Annotated in this window: 16 protein-coding genes; 8 read left to right on the plus strand and 8 right to left on the minus strand. The window is 68.3% G+C overall.

The features are described 5' to 3' along the window. The first annotated feature begins 77 nt into the window (after positions 1–77). Positions 78–710: a GTP cyclohydrolase I FolE gene (gene folE / locus ASC79_RS13750; protein WP_056017304.1), complete on the plus strand. Its 633-nt coding sequence runs from the start codon at positions 78–80 to the stop codon at positions 708–710. Here folE and ASC79_RS13755 read toward each other — a convergent pair. After that, positions 707–1,621 (minus strand): DUF817 domain-containing protein, encoded by a 915-nt coding sequence (locus ASC79_RS13755; RefSeq protein WP_082532108.1) that lies wholly within the window; start codon positions 1,619–1,621, stop codon positions 707–709. The two genes, folE and ASC79_RS13755, sit on opposite strands and share 4 nt — an antisense overlap. Before the next feature lie 46 nt (positions 1,622–1,667). Here ASC79_RS13755 and hisI point away from each other — a divergent pair, with 46 nt between their 5' ends. Then, positions 1,668–2,066, plus strand: a complete 399-nt coding sequence (hisI, locus tag ASC79_RS13760; protein WP_056017993.1) for a phosphoribosyl-AMP cyclohydrolase — start codon at positions 1,668–1,670, stop codon at positions 2,064–2,066. Positions 2,067–2,079: 13 nt separating this feature from the next. On the opposite strand, the gene ASC79_RS13765 is transcribed toward hisI, so the two are convergent. After that, positions 2,080–3,750 carry an alkaline phosphatase gene (locus ASC79_RS13765; RefSeq protein ID WP_056017307.1) on the minus strand — a complete coding sequence of 557 codons (1,671 nt, stop codon included), beginning with the start codon at positions 3,748–3,750 and terminating at the stop codon, positions 2,080–2,082. Positions 3,751–3,994: 244 nt separating this feature from the next. After that, positions 3,995–4,141, minus strand: a complete 147-nt coding sequence (locus tag ASC79_RS21115) for a hypothetical protein (protein ID WP_156378269.1) — start codon at positions 4,139–4,141, stop codon at positions 3,995–3,997. A gap of 199 nt (positions 4,142–4,340) precedes the next feature. On the opposite strand from ASC79_RS21115, the gene ASC79_RS13770 reads away from it, so the two are divergent. The 4 genes from ASC79_RS13770 to ASC79_RS13785 all read left to right on the plus strand — a co-directional run bounded on the left by ASC79_RS13770 (position 4,341) and on the right by ASC79_RS13785 (position 9,969). Then, positions 4,341–5,255 carry a helix-turn-helix transcriptional regulator gene (locus ASC79_RS13770; protein WP_056017312.1) on the plus strand — a complete coding sequence of 305 codons (915 nt, stop codon included), beginning with the start codon at positions 4,341–4,343 and terminating at the stop codon, positions 5,253–5,255. Positions 5,256–5,308: 53 nt separating this feature from the next. Continuing rightward, entirely contained in the window at positions 5,309–6,268 is a 960-nt protein-coding gene (locus tag ASC79_RS13775; RefSeq protein ID WP_082532142.1) for an RluA family pseudouridine synthase, read from the plus strand. Between the two features lie 217 nt (positions 6,269–6,485). Further along, a complete protein-coding gene (gene rpoH, locus ASC79_RS13780) occupies positions 6,486–7,373 on the plus strand; it encodes an RNA polymerase sigma factor RpoH (RefSeq protein WP_056017997.1) in 888 nt (295 codons plus the stop codon). Between the two features lie 292 nt (positions 7,374–7,665). Further along, entirely contained in the window at positions 7,666–9,969 is a 2,304-nt protein-coding gene (locus ASC79_RS13785) for a TonB-dependent receptor (protein ID WP_235528666.1), read from the plus strand. A gap of 25 nt (positions 9,970–9,994) precedes the next feature. Here ASC79_RS13785 and ASC79_RS13790 read toward each other — a convergent pair whose 3' ends face one another. Together ASC79_RS13790 and ASC79_RS13795 are read right to left on the minus strand one after the other, a co-directional pair. After that, positions 9,995–10,810, minus strand: coding sequence for a two-component system response regulator (locus ASC79_RS13790; protein WP_235528668.1), 816 nt, complete (start codon positions 10,808–10,810; stop codon positions 9,995–9,997). A gap of 78 nt (positions 10,811–10,888) precedes the next feature. Further along, the gene (locus tag ASC79_RS13795; protein ID WP_056017317.1) at positions 10,889–12,175 is read right to left on the minus strand and encodes an adenylosuccinate synthase; all 1,287 of its coding nucleotides are present in this window, start codon (positions 12,173–12,175) and stop codon (positions 10,889–10,891) included. Positions 12,176–12,376: 201 nt separating this feature from the next. On the opposite strand from ASC79_RS13795, the gene ASC79_RS13800 reads away from it, so the two are divergent. Continuing rightward, entirely contained in the window at positions 12,377–12,796 is a 420-nt protein-coding gene (locus tag ASC79_RS13800) for a VOC family protein (RefSeq protein WP_056017320.1), read from the plus strand. Then, positions 12,793–13,773, plus strand: a complete 981-nt coding sequence (locus ASC79_RS13805; protein ID WP_056017323.1) for a threonine/serine dehydratase — start codon at positions 12,793–12,795, stop codon at positions 13,771–13,773. The genes ASC79_RS13800 and ASC79_RS13805 overlap by 4 nt, the downstream gene beginning before the upstream one ends. On the opposite strand, the gene ASC79_RS13810 is transcribed toward ASC79_RS13805, so the two are convergent. The 3 genes from ASC79_RS13810 to ASC79_RS13820 all read right to left on the minus strand — a co-directional run bounded on the left by ASC79_RS13810 (position 13,770) and on the right by ASC79_RS13820 (position 19,038). Continuing rightward, positions 13,770–14,687 (minus strand): hypothetical protein, encoded by a 918-nt coding sequence (locus tag ASC79_RS13810; RefSeq protein ID WP_056017326.1) that lies wholly within the window; start codon positions 14,685–14,687, stop codon positions 13,770–13,772. The genes ASC79_RS13805 and ASC79_RS13810 overlap by 4 nt on opposite strands. A gap of 65 nt (positions 14,688–14,752) precedes the next feature. Then, complete coding sequence (locus ASC79_RS13815) at positions 14,753–17,884, minus strand: efflux RND transporter permease subunit (RefSeq protein ID WP_056017329.1); 3,132 nt, start codon at positions 17,882–17,884, stop codon at positions 14,753–14,755. Further along, positions 17,884–19,038, minus strand: coding sequence for an efflux RND transporter periplasmic adaptor subunit (locus ASC79_RS13820; RefSeq protein WP_056017332.1), 1,155 nt, complete (start codon positions 19,036–19,038; stop codon positions 17,884–17,886). The genes ASC79_RS13815 and ASC79_RS13820 overlap by 1 nt, the downstream gene beginning before the upstream one ends. Between the last annotated feature and the right edge of the window lies 1 nt (position 19,039).

Consider the following 19,039-nt stretch of genomic DNA (forward strand, 5'->3'; position numbering starts at 1 on the left):
CGCATCAGGGGTGGCACGCGTCATTTCCGGGACCTTCGTCCCGGCGCAACTCAGGCCCCGGAAAGAACCGCTCGACCATGGACGCTCCTAGTCGCGACCGAACCCTGATCGGCACGCCCGGTCTTGATCTTGAAGCCGTGAAGCGCCCGACGCGCGACGAGGCTATGGAAGCCGTGCGCACGCTGATCGCGTGGGCCGGCGACGATCCCCGCCGCGAAGGCGTGATCGACACCCCCAAGCGGGTGGTCGACGCCTATGGCGAGTGGTTCGAGGGCTACCAACTCGACCCCGCCAAGGAACTCTCGCGCACCTTCGAAGACGTGCAGGGCTATGACGACATCGTCATGCTGCGCGAGATCGAGGTGGAGAGCCATTGCGAGCACCACATGGCGCCGTTCCTGGGCAAGGCCTACGTGGCCTATATGCCGACCAACCGCGTGGTCGGCATCTCCAAGCTGGCCAAGGTCGTCGAGATCTACGCCCGCCGCCTGCAGACCCAGGAAACGATGACCCAGCAGATCGCCGACGCGATCACCGACAGCCTGCGTCCGGCCGGCGTCGCGATCCTGATCGACGCAGCCCACCAGTGCATGACCACCCGCGGCGTGCATCACCGCCACGTCTCGACGATCACCACCCAGTTCACGGGCGTCTTCAAGACCGACGCGACCCTGCGTCAGCGCTTCCTCGACTTCGTCAACAAGCGCTAGGTCGATCTATCGGCGACGGCCCCCCTGCCCGGCGCGGTGGGGGCCGCTCCCAGCGGCGACGCCGCCGCCGCACGCTCGGGCCGATGCACCAGCGTGACCAGCACGAAGCTCAGCATCATCAGCAGATACCACGAGCCCATCTTCGCCAGGGGCACCAGGCTCCAGCCGTCCTTCTGGCTGGGATAGATCCAGGCCGAGGTGAAGGTGCCGACGTTCTCGGCGATCCAGATGAACAGGGCGACCAGCACGAAGCCGAGCAGCATCGGCATCCGCCGCACCTTCAGGTCCGGAGTGAACTGGAACCAGGCGCGGCCGAACAGCACCACAGACAGCGCATAGAACCCCCAGCGGATGTCGGGCAGGTAGTGGTGCGTGAAGAAGTTCGCATAGGCGAGGACCGCCAGGATCCACGGCCCCCACAGCGGCGGATAGCGCTCGAACCGGATCTCGAACAGGCGGATGGCGCGGGCCATGTAGGAGCCGACGCAGGCGTACATGAAGCCCGAGAACAGCGGGACGCCGCCGATCCGCAGCAGGCTTTCCTCCGGATAGGTCCAGGAGCCGTGCGCGGTCTTGAACACCTCCATGGCCGTGCCGACCACGTGGAAGATCAGGATGACCAGCGCCTCCTCCATCCGCTCCAGCCTGGTGGCGAGCAGCAGGCCCTGGATCAGCACGGCGGCGACGACCAGGAAGTCGTAGCGCGCGATGGGCGCGTGATCGGGCCAGAAGAAGCCGGTGAGGATGAGCAGGGCCAGCATCGCCCCGCCGAACAGGCAGGCCCAGGCCTGCTTGAGGCCGAAGAGCAGGAACTCGTAGGCATATCCATGCCAGCGGCCGCGCTGGGCCCAGGGCCGGGCCAGAGCGTCGAAGCGGGCGACCTGGCCCTTGATCTGGTCCTTCAAACTCATGGTTTGAGGCTAGCGCGAGCGGGGGCGCGGGCGCCATATGCGCGCCATGACCCAAGCGAGCTTTCCCACAGCCTCTTCCAAGGACGCGCTCGAACGCGGCGAGGTCCTGAGCCCCCGGTTCGATGCAAACGGCCTGGTGGCCGTCGTCGCGACCCACGCGCAGACCGGCGAGGTGCTGATGTTCGCGCACATGAACGCCGAAGCGCTGGCCAGGACAATCGAGCTTGGCGAGGCGGTCTATTTCAGCCGCTCGCGAAACGAGATCTGGCACAAGGGCGCGACCAGCGGGCAGATCCAGCAGATCGTCGAGATGCGCATCGACTGCGACCAGGACTGCATCTGGCTGAAGGTGCTGCCGCAGGGTGACGGCGGCGCCTGCCACGTCGGCTTCCGCTCGTGCTTCTACCGGGTGGTCGAGGACGGCAAGCTGGTGGAGCGGCCTTAAGGGGCCGCTTCTACTAGGCCTCCGACAGCGCCGAGACCCGGTGGGCTTCGGGCGTGACCTTGAAGGTCTTGATCGCCCTGGTCTCGAAGGTCTTCGACACGATGGTCGAGACCGCGATCAGTTCGGCCTTGGCCTCCTGGCGGGTCAGGGTCAGCAGCAGGAAGCCCTTGGCCGCCTGGTCGGAGAACACGACCTCCTTGTTCCCCGCGGCGAACACCTCGCCGACCGAGAAGCCCTTGATCGCGTCGTTGGCGCCGGGGCTGGTGATGCCGGTGGTCCCGAACTCGGCGGCGACGCGGTTGCCGGCGTCGTCATAGAGCTCGTTGGCCCAGAAGGCGTGGCTGTCGCCGGCCAGCACGATGGCGCGCGCGCCCGCGGACTTGATGGCGTCGTAGACCCGCTCGCGGTCGGCGGGATAGCCATCCCACATGTCCAGGCCGTAGGGCATGCCGAGCTGGGCCAGCTGTTCCATGCGGCCCAGGCGCTTGCGCGATCCCTCGCTCTCGGCGGCCATGACCTCGGCGAGCTTGGCCTCGCCGAGTTGCGCCTTGATGCTGGGGACCGGCAGGCGGGCCATCACCACCTCGTTGCCGAGCACCTGCCAGACGCGGCCGGCCTTGACCGAGTCCTTGAGGCCGGCGGCGAGCCAGGCCTCCTGCTCGGCGCCCATCATCTTGCGGGCCGGATCGTTCAGCTTGGTCTTGAACGCCGCCAGCTCGGCCGGGCCGCCCGGGGCGGCGAGGTCGCGGTCGTAGCTGAGCTGCTGGTCGCGGGCGGTGAGCCGCGTCTCCAGCATGAACAGGCTGAGCAGGTCGCCGAACTGGAAGGCCCGGTTGATCGCCGCGCCGCCGTTCGCCGGCTCGCGGATCGGCATCCACTCGTAATAGGCCTTGATGGCGCGGGCCTTGCGCGCGTTCCAGTCGCCCTCGGTCTCGGGCTGGTGGTTCTGGGCCCCGCCGGTGAAGCTGTCGTTGGCGGTCTCGTGGTCGTCCCAGACGACAATCCAGGGCGCGCGGGCGTGCGCCGCCTGGAGCTGCGGGTCGGACTTGTACTGCGCATGGCGGCGGCGATAGTCCGCCAGCGACAGGATCTCGTGGTTCGGATCGTGCGGCCGCTCGGCGGCCACGGCCGAGGTCATGCCGTAGGAGTCCGCGCCGCCATACTCGTAGATGTAGTCGCCCAGGTGCAGGACGGCGTCGACGCGCGGCAGCCGGGCGATGGCCTCGTAGGCGTTGAAGTAGCCGTTCGGATAGAGCGAGCAGGAGGCGACGGCGAGCACCGCGTCCTTGGTCGCGCCGGTCGGCAAGGTCGCCGTGCGCCCGGTCGGCGAGGCGACGCCGTTGGCGGTGAACGCGAAGGTGTAGGCGCGGCCGGCGTCGAGCCCGGCGGCGTCGACCTTCACCGTCCAGTCGCGGCCGGGGCCGGTGAGCCCCTGCCCCGACTTGGCGCCGCCGGCGCGGCGGTCGACCGGAGTGAGCGTCCAGCTGTAGGCGATGTCGCCAGCGTTCGGATCGGCCGGGGTGATGCGGGTCCAGAGGATGATCCGGTCGGCCAGCGGATCGCCCGAGGCGACGCCGTGCTGAAAGGAGACCGCGCCGGCATAGCGGGCGGCGCCCTGGGCCGCGGCGGGGCCGGCGGCGCCCAGGCCAAGCAGGGCCAGCGCCCGGCGTCTGTCGATCCGCATCCTTCAGTTCCCCCTCACGCCCTGTCGTCGAGCCTTGAGCTTAGAGGAGAAGGATGACGGCCACATGTCCAGCCGCTCATCCGGGTGAAGGCCGGGACCTCGCGCCCGAGCGACGCGGCGAGGAGAGCCCCCAGACCCTCCAGGCGGTCCCGGCCCTCGCCGGGATGAGCGGTTCGACGCGGAGGCGGCGTCCGCCGACGCCGCCTCCGGTCGTGGTGATCCAATTATGGGTGGGGACCGTGGATCACCGCAGAGCCGCCGCCGGGACGGGGAGGCCGGGCGAAAGGCTCTGAGCGCTTGCAGCCGTCTGGGCGCGCGCCGGCATGGTCAGGGCGATCACGCCGGCGGCGATGAAGGAGGCGATCGAAAAGCCGAGCGGAAGGTATTTCATGGATCTTCCTCTGCCGGCGCTCGAACCGCCGCCTTGGTTGCCGGAAGATTTATGTAGAACGATGTTCTGCGAGACAGTTGCAGCGGGCGGCGACGGCCTGCGCAACCCTTGCACCCCGGCATGCAACCGTTGCATTCGAAAGCGCAACCGTTGCATGCAGGGTTGCATTCTGAGGCGGCTATGGAATCATTGAGGTCCCATGCACCTCGCCACGCCCTTCTCAGAGAAGCTGGATCTGGTCCTGAAGGCGCTCTCGATGAGCCGGGGCCGTCTTGCCGCCGACCTGGGAGTCGACAAGTCGCTGGTCGGCCGCTGGGCCTCAGGGGCGGTGACGCCCTCGGCCCACAACCTGGAAAACCTGACAAGGCTGGTCGCCCAGCGGCGCATCGGCTTCACGATGCTGGACTGGGACCGCAACCTCGAGGGGCTGGCCCAGGTGTTCGGGGTCGAGCCGGCGGCCGCACGCGCGCCGGTGCAGCCTGCGAATGGCGCGGGCCAGGACGGGCTGCCGCTGCCCGGCATGGACATGGTGCGCATGCTCACCGAGCGCCGCGGCGCGACCTATGAAGGGTTCTGGCGCAGCACCCGCCCGTCGATCGCCATGCCCGGCGAGATCTTCCACGACTACGGCATGATCCGGCGCGGCCCCGACGGCCTGCTGCGGTTCAAGATGGGCGGCTCGGGGCTGCTGTTCGACGGCTGGCTGATGCCGGTCGAGGGCCAGGTCTTCGCGATCCTGTTCGACACGGTGGGCCAGACGCCGGTGTTCCTGGTCTTCAACGGGGTGTCGCTGCACAAGGCGGTGCAACTGGACGGACTGATCCTGGCCGCGGCGCTCAACGCCGCGCGCACGCCGTCGGCCTATCCGGTCGTGCTGGAGCGGATCGGAGACTTGACCGGCGACCACGAAACCGACGACGAACGCTGCGTAGAGCTGCTGAAGCTCGACACCGCCGCCACCGAGGACACCGCGCCAGAAGCCATGCGCAAGCACCTGATCCGCGATATCGGTCCGGCCGCCGCAGCCGCGGGCACGGGAGAACTGTTCCTGCTGTCGACCTGGGCCACGAGCCTGTCGAAGGGCCTTTCCTCCGGCGGACACCTGCAAGGGTGAGCCAATTCGACGACGACGACCTGGCCGCCGAAGAACCTTCGGCCGAGGCCGGCATGGTCGTGCGCCTGGTCACGATCGCACCCGAGGCGGCCGGCGGGCGGCTGGACAAGACCCTGGCGGAGCATCTGCCGGACCTTTCGCGCGGCCGCATCCAGGCGCTGATGGCGCAGGGGCTGATCAGCCGCGAGGGGGCGATGCTGTCGGACGCCTCGTCGAAGGCCAAGCCAGGCGAGTACCAGCTGCTGATCCCGCCCCCGGCGCCGGCCGACCCGCAGCCCGAGAACATCCCGCTCGCGATCCTCTACGAGGACGAGCACCTGATCGTGGTCGAGAAGCCGCCCGGCATGGCCGTGCACCCGGCGCCTGGCAGCGAGACCGGCACCCTGGTCAACGCCCTGCTGCACCACTGCGGCGACAGCCTGTCGGGGATCGGCGGCGTGGCGCGCCCCGGCATCGTGCACAGGATCGACAAGGAGACGTCCGGCGTGATGGTCGCGGCCAAGTCGGACGCCGCGCACCAGGGGCTTTCGAAGCTGTTCGCCACGCACGATATCGATCGGGTCTACATCGCCCTGGTCCGCGGCGCGCCCAGCCCGGAGCGCGGGACCATCGAGACGCGGCTGGGCCGATCGGCCCACGACCGCAAGAAGATCGCGGTGCTGAAGACCGGCGGCCGCGAGGCGATCACGCACTATCGCACCGAGCGCACCTTCGGGGGCGACGGCAAGCCGCTGGCGGCTCGGATTTCCTGCACGCTGGAGACCGGACGGACCCACCAGATCCGGGTTCACATGGCCTCAAAAGGCAGCCCCTGCCTCGGCGATCCGGTCTATGGCTCAGGCCCTCCCGCCGGGCCCGTCCGCGAGGCGATCGCCCAGGCGGGCCTTAGGCGACAAGCCCTGCACGCGGCGGTGCTGGGGTTCGTCCATCCCGTAACAGGCCAGGCTTTGAGGTTCGAAAGCCCCCTGCCCGCCGATATGGCGCAACTGGAAGCTAATCTGTCAGCTTTGTAAGAAAGCTTGTGCCCGATCCGCCTTGAAGGCGCCCCGATCGAACTGTAGTAATACCTGACTAGAGCAGTCGGACTTCCGGGCCGCAGGTTTCTCCCAAGCCAGGCCCTTACGCCCACCGCAACCAATACCTATCTGAATGGTTGGAGGGGGCGGACGGTTTCGCGCGCGTATCGCGCAGCCACCCGAAGGTCCGCCGAGTAAGAAAGGGGATATGTCCATGGCCGCTAACGCGCTTGCCGTGATGTCGCCGGAAGGCGGACTGAGCCGGTACCTGACCGAAATTCGTAAGTTCCCGATGCTGGCCAAGGACCAGGAGTTCATGCTCGCCAAGGCTTGGCGTGAGCACGAGGATTCCGACGCCGCCCACCAGCTGGTGACCAGCCACCTGCGCCTCGTGGCCAAGATCGCCATGGGCTATCGCGGCTATGGCCTGCCGATCGGGGAAGTCATCTCCGAAGGCAATGTCGGCCTGATGCAGGCGGTGAAGAAGTTTGAACCGGACAAGGGCTTCCGCCTGGCGACCTACGCCATGTGGTGGATCCGCGCCTCGATCCAGGAGTACATCCTGCGGTCCTGGAGCCTAGTGAAGATGGGCACCACCGCCGCGCAGAAGAAGCTGTTCTTCAACCTGCGCAAGGCCAAGAGCCAGATCAGCGCCTTCCAGGACGGGGACCTGCACCCCGACCAGGTCAGCCAGATCGCCACCAAGCTGGGCGTCCTGGACGCCGAAGTGATCTCGATGAACCGCCGGCTGTCCGGTCCGGACGCCTCGCTGAACGCGCCCCTGCGCGCCGACGGCGAGAGCGAATGGCAGGACTGGCTGGAGGACGAGACCTCGGTCAGCCAGGAGACCTACGTCGCCGAAAATCAGGAGCGCACCCAGCGCATGACCCTGATGGAAGCGGCGATGACCGAACTGTCGGACCGCGAACGTCACATCCTGACCGAGCGGCGCCTGAAGGATAACCCGACCACGCTCGAAGAGCTGGCGGCGGAGTACGGCGTCAGCCGCGAACGCGTCCGTCAGATCGAGGTCCGGGCCTTCGAGAAGCTGCAGAAGTCGGTGACGGCCGCGGCGCGCGACAAGAACCTGATCGAAGCCTGACGACGGCCTCGAACGCACAACCAGAAGGCGCCGCAGTCCCATGATTGCGGCGCCTTTTCCGTGCCCGCCGCGCAAGGCGCCCGGTGCGTTGACAGGCGGCCAGAAAAACTGCCGACTTTCGCATCAGCCTCAAATCTGCTGAAAACGAAATAATAGCGGGGTGAATAATTGCGCGACAGGGCTTGAGCATTTCTGTCGCATTTCGAAGAGATACTGACTAACCACCGATATTCCTGACCATGACTATCCTCAGAGCGTCGCAACATTACGCGTCGCTTCTATGGGGATAGGAATGAACACCAAAACACTTGGAACTACTTTGCGCGGCCTGTTGCTGGCCAGCGCCCTGGCGGCTCCCGCGTCAGGCGCTCTGGCCCAGCAGATCGACGAGGTGGTGGTCACCGGCCGGCGGGTCTCCGAGGCCGCCGTGGCCATCGGCACCGACCAGCCGACGGCCACGGTCTCGATCACCCGCGACGCGCTGCTGTCGGCGCCGGCGGGGATCACCGGGCTGAAGATGCTGGAGAGCCTGCCCGGCTTCAACGTCCAGGCCAACGACCCGCTGGGCATGTACGAGTTCGGCAACTCGGTCAGCGTGCGGGCCTTCTCCTTCACCCAGATCGGCTTCCTGCTGGACGACGTGCCGATGGGGCGCTCCGACCAGTTCGGCGGCTCGCCGATCTATCGCTATGTCGACAACGAGAATCTGGCGCGGGTGCAGGCCTCGTCCGGCGCGGGAGACGTCAGCCTGCCGAGCTACGCCTCGCTGGGCACCATCGTCAGCTACTTCACCACCGCGCCGAAGGAACAGTTCGGCGGCTCAGTCAGCCTGACCGCCGGATCCGACGCCCTGTTCCGCAACTTCCTGCGCATCGACACCGGCGAGCACGACGGCTGGTCGGCCTACATCGCACGCTCGGATATCCAGTCGGACCTCTGGCGCGGGGCCGGCGACATCAACCGCGAGCATATCGAGGGCAAGATCCGCTACCGCTTCGACGGCGGCGCGGAGGTGACGCTGCAGGGCGTCTACAACGACTATTTCGACTACGACTCACCGGCCATCACCAAGGCCCAGTACGAGGGGCCGCCGGACCAGTTCGGGCGGCGGGGCCGGTTCTTCCCATACCTGAGCTACGTGCCGAGCCTGGCGGTCACTTCGCCGGGGATCACCTACTCGAACACGGCCTACAACCAGTACTACAAGCAGGCGGTCAACTCGCGGACCGACTACCTCTGGGCGCTCAACGCCAAGACCCCGGTGGGCGAGAGCATCGACCTGTCGGCGACCGCCTACTACGAGGACAAGCAGGGCTACGGCGTCTCGCCGGAGGCCTATGCGACGTCGCTCACCAGCTACAACGCCGAGCGGCTGATCGTGCCCGGCCTGACCGCTCCGCGCGGTCTGCAGTACGGGCTCTCGACCATCAATGGCGAGCGCAAGGGGATCAGCGCCAAGGGCGAATGGCGCGTAGCCAACCACAGCCTGCAGACCGGGCTCTGGTACGAGGACGACGAGTATCACCGCACCCAGGCCCGCTATAACCACGAAGGCGGCAATCCCGACGGCGCGCCGCTGCTGAACGAGCCGGTCCACCTGCAGCGCAACTACGTCTCCACCCGCCAGAGCACGCAGTTCTTCCTGAAGGACGTCATCAGCCTGCTGGACAACCGCCTCAAGCTCGACATCGGCTTCAAGGGGCTGTGGATCGACTACGAGATCACCGGCTTCCGTAACCCCGGCGACTACATCGCAAGGCGACAGCCCAGCCTGACCGCCAAGTGGGAGGACAGCTTCCTGCCCCAGGTGGGCGGGGTCTACAACCTGACCGACCGCGAGCAGGTGTTCGCCTCGTACTCCGAGAACATGGCGCTGCCGCGCGGGGCCGACGACGTCTTCTCGGCCGCCAGTCCCACCGTCCCGGCGCCCGATCCCGAAACCGCCAAGAACTGGGAACTGGGCATTCGGACCAACCGGCCGACGTTCAACGCCTCGCTGGTGGCCTACCAGACCAGCTTCGCCAACCGCCTGCAGTCGTTCGCCTCGGTGGTGCCCGGCTCGACGACCACCGAGACGTTCTTCCAGAACGTCGGCGGCGTGGACGCCTATGGGGGCGAGTTCTCAGGCCAGTGGAAGCCCGACCTGTTCGGCGGGCGCATCTACTTCAACACGAACCTGTCCTATAACCACGCGGAATTTAAGGACAATTACACGACGGTCGTGAACGGGACCCCGACCACCGTGGCGATCGCCGGCAAGATCGTGCCCGACTTCCCCGAGTGGGTGTTCCAGGGCGGGGTCACCTTCGAGCCGACTGAGTGGGCGCTGTTCAACATCTCGGCCCGGCACATCTCATCGCGCTACACCAACTTCATCAACACCGAGTCGACCGACGGCTACACGGTCTGGAACGCCTATCTGGACGTGGGCGAACTGGGCACGGGGCCGCTGAGCCACCTGAAGTTCCGGCTCAATGTCGATAACATCCTCGACGAGGACTACCTGGGCACCATCACCACGACGACCACCGGCCTGGCCACCTTCCGGCCCGGCCCGCCGCGCTCGGTGCAACTGACCCTGTCGGCCGAATTCTAACCGATCGGGGGGGCGCGGGCGGTCGCTAGGCCGCCCGTTCCCTGCCCGGTTCGTCCTTGGGCAGGAAGGCCAGCAGGTCGGCGGCCTTGCGGGCGAGGTCCTCGGGGACCAGGGCGCCGGACTGGGCGGCGACGGCCAGTTCGCGCTGGAACTCGACCGTCGCGGCGGCGAGCTTGGCGTTCTTGGTCACCGCGGCGGCGCGTTGCAGCTCCACCATCTGGGCCAGCAGCGCGCGCATCGCCTGGCTGGGGTCGGTGGCGATGGCGGGAATGGCCGAGCGCACGATCTTGAGCGCCTGGGTGATGCGCTGCGCTTCCGGCGTCGCGGTGGCGTCCGAGCGGCGCTTCAGCGGGCCGCTATAGTCGCCGGAGTTGAAGCGGCGGCGATCGGGGCCGACATATTCGACGGCCTCGACCCAGTCGCGCGGATGCAGGGTCACCGCCTCGAGCCGGCGCAGCAGGTCCTTGGTCGTATAGGGCTTGCGCAGGAACTCGTGCACGCCGGCGTCGCGCGCCGACAGGATGGCCGCGGCGGTCGCAGTCGCCGTGACCATGATGATCGGCGCCATCCGGCACGCGGCGTCGGAACGCCGAAGCTGGCGGGAGAACTGGACGCCGTCGACCTCGGTCCCGGCGAGCTCCACGAAGATCAGCTGCGGATTGACCTGGCGGGCGGCTTCCAAACCCTTGCGAGTGGTCGGCGCATGCCAGAGTTGTACGTTGGCGATGTTCCGCATCGAGTCAGCGAGCAGGCGCGCACTGGCGGGCGCCGGGTCGATGATCAACACCCGCTGCATCAGCGGCGTCATGCGCTGAATTTGTTTGAGGTTCTCGGTGAACACGGGCGGCGCTCGGACTCCTGGAATCTCCCAGAGAGTGCCGCAGCGTCCTTAAGAACGCCTTACGCCGCCCGTCTTCGATCAGTCTTGGAACGGGTCGCGGACCATGATGGTGTCGTCGCGCTGCGGGCTGGTCGAGACCATGGCCGCCGGGGCGCCGATCAGCTCTTCCACGCGGCGCACATACTTGACCGCGTTGGCCGGCAGATCCTTCCACGAGGTGGCGCCTGCGGTGCTTTCGCTCCAGCCGTCCATCTCCTCGTAGACCGGCTCCAGCGCCGACTGCGACTTGAGGCCGGCGGGCAGGTAGTCGAGCACCTCGCCGCCCAGCCGATAGCCGACGCAGATCTTCAGCTTCTCAAGGCCGTCCAGCACGTCGAGCTTGGTCAGCGCGATGCCGTCGATGCCGTTCAGGGCCACCGACTGGCGCACCAGCACGGCGTCGAACCAGCCGCAGCGGCGCGGGCGGCCGGTGACGACGCCGAACTCCTTGCCGACCGTGCCCAGGTGCTGGCCGATCTCGTCGCTCAGCTCGGTCGGGAACGGGCCCTCGCCGACGCGGGTGGTGTAGGCCTTGACGATGCCCAGCACATAGCCCGGCCCCTTGGGTCCCAGGCCCGAACCGGCCGCGGCCTGGCCGGCGACGGTGTTGGACGAGGTCACATAGGGATAGGTGCCGTGGTCGACGTCGAGCAGGGCGCCCTGGGCGCCCTCGAACAGCACGCGCTTGCCGGACTTAACCTCGGCGTCGAGCAGCTTCCAGGCCGGCTGGGCGAAGGGCAGGATCTTCGGCGCGATCTCCTCCAGCGCCGCCAGCAGCTGGGCGCCGTCATACTCCGGCAGTCCTAGGCCGCGGCGCAGCGGGGTGTGGTGGGCCAGCAGGCGGTCGATCTTGGCTTCCAGCGCATCACGGTCGCGCAGGTCGTCGACGCGGATGGCGCGGCGGCCGACCTTGTCCTCATAGGCCGGGCCGATGCCGCGACCGGTGGTGCCGATCTTGTTGACGGCGGCGGCTTCGCGCGCCTGGTCGAGGTCGCGGTGCAGCGGCAGGATCAGGCAGGCGTTGTCGGCCAGGACCAGCAGCTCGGGGCCGATGGCCACGCCCTGCCCGCCGAGCTTGGCGATCTCTTCCAGCAGGTGCCAGGGGTCGACCACGACGCCGTTGCCGATCACCGACAGCTTGCCCTGAACCACGCCCGAGGGCAGCAGGCTGAGCTTGTAGACCTGGTCGCCCACCACCAGCGTGTGGCCGGCGTTGTGGCCGCCCTGGAAGCGCACGACGACGTCCGCGCGGTTCGACAGCCAGTCGACGAGCTTGCCCTTGCCTTCGTCGCCCCACTGAGCGCCGATCACGGTCACATTGGCCATTCAGATACGATCTCCCGGCCTGCCGAGCGGGTCCGACCACGCCCTTCGACAGGCTCTCGGCGGGTGGACTGGATCGATTGTAGGAAGCGGAGGCGCAGGCCTTAAGGCGGCGGCTCTCCGTTCGGGCGGGGTAAACCAGCGAGCGGCTTCCGCGTCAAGCCCCTGGTCGCGCGGCGGCGCGGCGCAGGCTATGGATAGGCCATGACCCGACCGCGTTTTCACCTCGCCTTTCCCGTCCGCGACCTGGCCGAGGCGCGCGCCTTCTATGGCCAGCTGCTGGGCTGCCCGGAGGGCCGCTCCAGCCCCGACTGGATCGACTTCGACTTCTATGGCCACCAGATCGTCGCGCACCTGTCGCCCGAGGAATGCGGCCATCGCAACACCAGCAGCGTCGACGGCGAGGACGTGCCGGTCCGGCACTTCGGCGCGATCCTGACCGTGCCCGAGTGGCACGTCCTGGCGGGCAAGCTGGAGGACGCCGGGATCAAGTTCGTCATCGAGCCGCAGATCCGCTTCGAGGGGCAGCCCGGCGAGCAGGCGACGATGTTCTTCCTCGACCCGTCCGGCAACGCGCTGGAGTTCAAGGCCTTCGCCGACGACTCGATGGTGTTCGCGACGTGAGCGTGACCCTGGCCGATATCGAGGCCGCCGCTGCGCGGCTGGCCGGCCACGCGGTCGAGACGCCGCTGATCGAGAGCCCGGCGCTGAACGAGCGCCTGGGGCGCCGGGTGCTGATCAAGCCGGAGACGCTGCAGCGGGTCGGGGCGTTCAAGTTCCGCGGGGCCTACAACCGCCTGGCGCAGCTTTCCGCGCGGGACGCCAGGCGCGGGGTGGTGGCGTTCTCCTCGGGCAACCACGCCCAGGGCGTGGCGCTGGCGGCGCGGCTGCTGGGCCTGCCGGCGATCATCGTGATGCCGGCCGACGCGCCGAGCGTGAAGGTCGAGGCGACGCGCGGCTATGGCGCCGAGATCAGGTTCTACGACCGCCTGACCGAGAGCCGCGAGGAGATAGCCGCTGCGATCGCCGCCGAGCGCGGCGCGGTGACGGTTCCGGCGTTCGACGACCTGGACGTGATCGCCGGCCAGGGCACGGTCGGGCTGGAGCTGGTCAACCAGGCGCGGGGCCGCGGCCTATCCCTGGACACGGTGATCTCGCCGATCGGCGGCGGCGGGCTGCTGGCCGGCGTCTCGACGGCGGTGAAGGCGCTGTCGCCGAACACCGCGATCGTCGGCGTCGAGCCGGCCGGCTTCGACGACACCCTGCGCTCGCTGCAGAAGGGCGAGCGGATCGTGACCAAGCCGACCTCGCGCTCATTGTGCGACGCGCTGGAGAGCCCGGCCCCCGGGCTGCTGACGTTCCCGGTGCTGCAGAAGACGGTGGCCGACGTCGCCCTGGTCACCGATGCCGAGGTCGCCGAGGCGATGCGCTATGCGTTCTCGGTGCTGAAGCTGGTGGTGGAGTCCGGCGGATCGGTGGGCCTGGCCGCGCTGCTGGCCGGCAAGGTCGGCGACTTCGGCGACAACGCCACGGGACTGATCCTGTCGGGCGGCAACGTCGATCCCGAGCTGTTCGCCAAGGTGCTCCGCAAGGAGGTCTAGGCGCTCTCGCGCTGGGCGACGAGCTGGCGATAGATGTCGGCCAGGGGCGCGAGGTAGAGCGTCGTGCTGAGCACGCTGACCACGGCCATCAGCACCGCGGCGACGCCGACCACCGGCGCCGCCTGCGCGAAGGTCAGGGCGGTGACGTCCATCGCGGCGGTGGGCTGCAGGATCGCGAACGCCGCGGCGATGAAGCCGGTGAACAGCAGCGCCTGGATCACGAAGGTGACGACGCTGACCAGGCCCCCGACCACCACCATCTTGCCGACCTGCCCGCGGGTGAGGGACCAGGATTCGAACAGCCGGAAATAGCTGTCGGCGAACGACATCGGCAGGCCCAGCGAGAAGCGCAGGAAGAGCCAGATGATCGCGCCCAGCGCGATCAGCACCATCGCGCCGCACGCCAGCACGACGCTTGGAGCCAGGCCCGCGCTCGGCTCGGCCGCGCAAGCGAACAAGGCGGTGGTGATGAAGATCGGGAACATCGAGATCATCGTCACCAGGAACAGGACCACGCCGACCACGACTAGGCACAGCGCCAGCCAAAGCTCCTGACGGCCGAAGCGGAGATAGAAGAAGGAGCGCCTCTCCGGCTCCAGCACCGCGCGAAACACCGCCCCGACGATCAGGGCCGACGACGCCAGGCTGGAACCCCATTGCAGGAGTTGGAAGGCGTTCATCTGGCCCATCAGGGCCATCATCTGCTGGGTCGCCGCGGGAGAGTCGGGGGAGACGTCGGCCTCATTCAGCGCCGCCAGCGCCTGGAGCTGCGGCCAGACCATCGCTCCCATCAGCGCCAACGGACCGAGCGCGACGACGAGATAGACGAGACACCAGGCCAGGAAAGCCAACGGATTGCGTCCGATGACCTTGAAGCCGGACGCAAACGCGCTTCGGCCGGAAAATGTCGCCATGCTTCGCCCCCGCAACTACGAGGTGCGAAGCATAGCTTGGCGGCCTAGAGCCGCAACAGCTCCGCTTAGAGCCGGTCTTCGGGCACGGCGTCGGTCGGCGCCTCGCGCGGGGTGATCAGCTTGCCGAGCTTGGGCCGCAGCCAGTTCTCGAAGTCGTCGACGAACTCGTAGACGACCGGCACCAGCACCAGCGACAGAATGGTCGAGGTGATCAGGCCGCCGATCACCGCGACCGCCATGGGCTGACGGAATTCCGCGCCCTTTTCGAGGGCGAAGGCGGTCGGCAGCATGCCCGCCGCCATGGCCACGGTGGTCATCACGATGGGGCGGGCCCGCTCGCGGCAGGCCTCGATCAGGGCCTGTCGCTGCTCCATGCCTTCGCGCTCGCGCTCGATGGCGTACTCGACCAGCAGGATCGAGTTCTTCGCGGCCAGACCCAGCAGCATCAGGAAGCCGATGAGCGAAGGAATGGAGAGCGAGAGGTTGAAGATCAGCAGGCCGAGGAACGCTCCGCCCACCGCCAGCGGCAGGGCCGAGAGGATGACGATCGGCTTGAAGAACGAGCGGAACAGCAGGACCAGGACGCCGTAGATCATCGAGACGCCGGCGAACACCGCCAGCCCGAAGGATGCGAACAGCTCCTGCATGGCCTCGAGCTGACCGGTCTGGGCCGGCGTTACGCCGTCAGGCAGCTTCTTCATGATCGGCAGGTTGTCGACGGCGTTGTTCGCGACGCCCATCTCCACGCCGTTGAGCTCGGCCTGGATGGTGAGCTGCCGCATGCGGTTGAGCCGCTCGATCTTGGCCGGGCCGGCCTGGAACTCGACGTCGGCCACGGCGTCGAGCGTGGTGACCCCGCCGCTGGCCGTGGGGATGCGCAGCGCCTTGATCCGCTGGATGTCGGCGCGGGCGTCGGCCGGCAGGCGGATGCGGATCGGCAGCCGCCGCTCGCCGTCGGTCATCTTGGCGACGTTGGCGTCGATGTCGCCGACGGTGGCGACGCGGGCCACCTGGGCGATGGTCTCGGACGAGACGCCGAGGCGCGCAGCTTCGGCGTGACGCGGACGGATCACGACCTCAGGCCCGACCGGCGGCGTCGAGGGCCGCGGGTTGGCGATGACGTCGAGCGTCCGCATCTGGCGTTCGAGTTCGAGCGCCGTGGCGTCCAGCTTGGCCGGATTGTCGCTCTGCAGGACCTTGGACAGGCCGGCCTGACCCTGGAAGTCCAGGAAGGTCACACGGGCGTCGGGAACGCCCATCAGTTCCTCGCGCAGCTCGCGGCGGATTTCATCGCCGCTCTTGTCGCGATCCGCGGTCAGCAAGACGGTCATGGTGCCGGAGCGCAGATCGCTGCCCCCGCCGCCGCCGCCGGGGCCGCCGGTGATCACGGTAGAGCCGATCTGGGCGAAGGTGCCGGTCACTTCCGGCCGCGCCTGGAACACGCGGTTCAGTTCGCGGGTGACTTCTTCCATGTCCTCGGCGGTGGCGCCGGGCGGCCCCTGGATGTCGACATAGAGGTAGTCCGGGTCGCCGGCCGGCTGGAAGCCCTGGGGCAGCAACGTCGCCAGGCCGAGCGAGCCGATGAACATTACGCCGCCGAGGATCGAGGCGATGATCCGGTGGTCGAGGGCCCACTCCAGGGCGTTCCGGTAGAAGCCCTCGAACGGCTTGCGCGGCTTGGGATGAGCCGCGGGCTTGAGCAGGTAGGCGGCCATCAGCGGAGTCAGCAGGCGGGCGACCACCAGCGAGAACAACACCGCCACCGAGACGGTGAGGCCGAATTCGCGGAAGAACTGGCCCGCCATGCCGGCCATGAACGAGACCGGGGTGAACACCACCACGATGGCGAAGGTCGTCGCGACCACCGCCAGGCCGATGGCGTCGGCGCCCTCCATCGCGGCCTGGAAGGGCCGCATGCCCTCGGACACCCGCTTCTCGATGTTCTCGATCTCGACGATCGCGTCGTCGACCAGGATGCCGATGACCAGGGTCAGGGCCAGCAGGGTGACGACGTTCAGCGAGAAGCCGAACAGCTGCATGAAGAAGAAGGTCGGGATCAGCGAGACCGGCATGGCGAAGGCGGTGATCGCCGTCGAGCGCCAGTCGCGCAGGAACAGGAACACGACCAGCGCCGCCAGGATCATCCCCTCCAGCAGCACGTGCTGGGTGGCCCGGAAGTTGGCCCGCGTCTCGTCGACGCTGGAGAAGATCTTGGTGAAGGTGACGCCCTTGTACTGCGCCTCGGCCTTCTCCAGCGCGGCCATGACGTTGTCTTCGACGGCGACGTCGCTGGAGTCCCGCGTCTTCATCAGCAGGAAGCCGACGACGGGCTGACCGTTGAGGCGCGCGAAGCCGCGCACCTCGGAGGCGCCGTCGCCGACCTCGGCGATGTCGGTCAGCTTCACGAAGCCGCCCGTTCCGGTCGGGATGGTCAGCTCGCGCAAGCCCGCGAGGGTGTTGACCGAGCCGAGCACCCGCAGGGTCTGCTCGCGCCCGCCGACCTGCACCCGGCCGCCGGGCGAGTCGAGATCGGCCGCACGCAGGGCGTTGTTGACCTGGGCCGCGGTCAGGCCGCGGGCGTTCATCCGGTCAGGATCGATGATGACGTTGATCTCGCGCGTCACCCCGCCGACGCGGGCCACCTGCGCCACGCCGTTCTCGGACTGCAGCGTGCGGGCGATGGTGTCGTCGACGAACCAGGACAGTTCGGCGTCGGACATCTCGGGCGCGGCGACCGCGTAGGTCAGGATCGGCTGGCTGTCGATCTCCACCCGCGTGATGGTCGGCTCGTCGATCTCGCGCGGCAGCACGGCGCGGGTCTGATCGACCCGCGAGCGGACCTCGTCGGTCTTTTTCTGGAGATCCTCGCCGAGCTCGAACTCGATGGTGGTGGTCGAGACCCCCAGCATCACGGTCGAGTAGATGTTCTTGACGTTGGGGATCCCCGCCATCGCGTCCTCGACCGGACGGGTGATCTGGGTCTCCATTTCCCCGGGGGCCGCGCCGTTCTGCGTGACGGTCACGGAGACCGCCGGGAACTGCACGTTGGGGAACATTTTCACGTAGAGGCCGGAATAGGCCACCATCCCGGCCAGCAGCAGCGCCACGAACAGCACCGCCACGGGGACCGGGTTCTTGATGGCCCAGGCGGAGATCTTCAGACCATCGCCGCCGCCGCTGGAATGAGCGTTGGTCATCAGCGCTTATCCGCCGGTTGAGCCTTGGCCGCCGGTTGAGCGGCGGGCGCCGCGACCGGCTGGGCCTGCGCGCCTTCCACCGGCTTGACGATGTCGCCGTCGAGCAGGAAGGCGGCCGCGTTCTGGACGACGCGCGTGCCGGCGGCAGGTCCGCGAACCAGGGTCACCAGACCCTCGCCGCGGGCGCCGGTCTGGACGTTGACGCGCTTGACGCGGTTCTGGGCGTCGATGGTCATCACGCTGGCGCCGTCGGCGTCGTAGCGGATCGCCGTTTCCGGCACCACCAGCCCCTGGCCGGCCACGTCGCCGAACACGGCGCGGCCGAAGCCGCCGGCGCGGATGTCGTTGCGAACGGGCAGCAGGATGCGGACCGTGCCGAGCTTGGTCTGGGTGTTGATCTGCGGCGAGATGATCCGCACGCGGCCGACCGCGGTCGCGCCGGACGGCAAGGTGACGGTTGCGGCCTGGCCCACACGCACCCGCGCCAAGCTGTCTTCCGACAGATCGGCGGAGAGTTCGATCTGGCCGTCGCGGGCGATGCGGAACCAGGGCGTTCCGCCGGCGCTGGCCAGATCGCCAGGACGAACGGTGCGTTCCAGGACGACCCCGCTGACCGGGGCGGTCACGGCCAGTTTGGTCGCACGGGTCTGGACGTCGCGATAGGCGGCGGCCTGGGCGTTGGCGGTGGCGCGGGCGGCCTTGGCCTGGAAGCGGCGCTGGTCGATCGCCTCCTGGCTGAGCACCCCCTGCCCGTCCAGCCCGGCGACGCGGCCGGCTTCCGCCTCGGCCTGCTGGGCCTGGGCTTCGGCCTGGGCGGCCAGGGCCTTCTGCTGCTCGACCTGGGCGTTGATCAGCACGCCGTCGAGCTGAGCGAGGGTCTGGCCCGCCTTCACCTGCGCGCCTTCCTCGACCAGCACGCGCGAGACGCGATAGCCGCTGACTTCCGGGTTCACCGCCGCCTCTTCGCGCGGGATCAGCGAGCCCGACGCGGTGAGCGAACCGGAGATCGCGCGGTTCTCGACGCGCACGACGCGGACGGCGCGCGCGTTGGCGGCCTCGTCCTTCTTTGGCGCTTCCTTGGGGCCGCAGGCGGCGAGCGTCACAGCGGAAGCCAGGCCGGCCGCGATGGCGAGGATGGTCGTCGTTCTCGTCACG

This window comes from Phenylobacterium sp. Root1290, from assembly GCF_001425305.1.
Classification (GTDB): Bacteria; Pseudomonadota; Alphaproteobacteria; order Caulobacterales; family Caulobacteraceae; genus Phenylobacterium.

Coding starts and splice junctions, on each gene's coding strand:
- ASC79_RS13810 (WP_056017326.1), bottom strand. CDS start 14,687: ATGGCGACATTTTCCGGCCGAAGCGCGTTTGCGTCCGGCTTCAAGGTC.
- ASC79_RS13755 (WP_082532108.1), bottom strand. CDS start 1,621: ATGAGTTTGAAGGACCAGATCAAGGGCCAGGTCGCCCGCTTCGACGCT.
- ASC79_RS13775 (WP_082532142.1), top strand. CDS start 5,309: ATGGTCGTGCGCCTGGTCACGATCGCACCCGAGGCGGCCGGCGGGCGG.
- folE (WP_056017304.1), top strand. CDS start 78: ATGGACGCTCCTAGTCGCGACCGAACCCTGATCGGCACGCCCGGTCTT.
- ASC79_RS13795 (WP_056017317.1), bottom strand. CDS start 12,175: ATGGCCAATGTGACCGTGATCGGCGCTCAGTGGGGCGACGAAGGCAAG.
- rpoH (WP_056017997.1), top strand. CDS start 6,486: ATGGCCGCTAACGCGCTTGCCGTGATGTCGCCGGAAGGCGGACTGAGC.
- ASC79_RS21115 (WP_156378269.1), bottom strand. CDS start 4,141: ATGAAATACCTTCCGCTCGGCTTTTCGATCGCCTCCTTCATCGCCGCC.
- ASC79_RS13800 (WP_056017320.1), top strand. CDS start 12,377: ATGACCCGACCGCGTTTTCACCTCGCCTTTCCCGTCCGCGACCTGGCC.
- ASC79_RS13765 (WP_056017307.1), bottom strand. CDS start 3,750: ATGCGGATCGACAGACGCCGGGCGCTGGCCCTGCTTGGCCTGGGCGCC.
- ASC79_RS13815 (WP_056017329.1), bottom strand. CDS start 17,884: ATGACCAACGCTCATTCCAGCGGCGGCGGCGATGGTCTGAAGATCTCC.
- ASC79_RS13770 (WP_056017312.1), top strand. CDS start 4,341: ATGCACCTCGCCACGCCCTTCTCAGAGAAGCTGGATCTGGTCCTGAAG.
- hisI (WP_056017993.1), top strand. CDS start 1,668: ATGACCCAAGCGAGCTTTCCCACAGCCTCTTCCAAGGACGCGCTCGAA.
- ASC79_RS13785 (WP_235528666.1), top strand. CDS start 7,666: ATGAACACCAAAACACTTGGAACTACTTTGCGCGGCCTGTTGCTGGCC.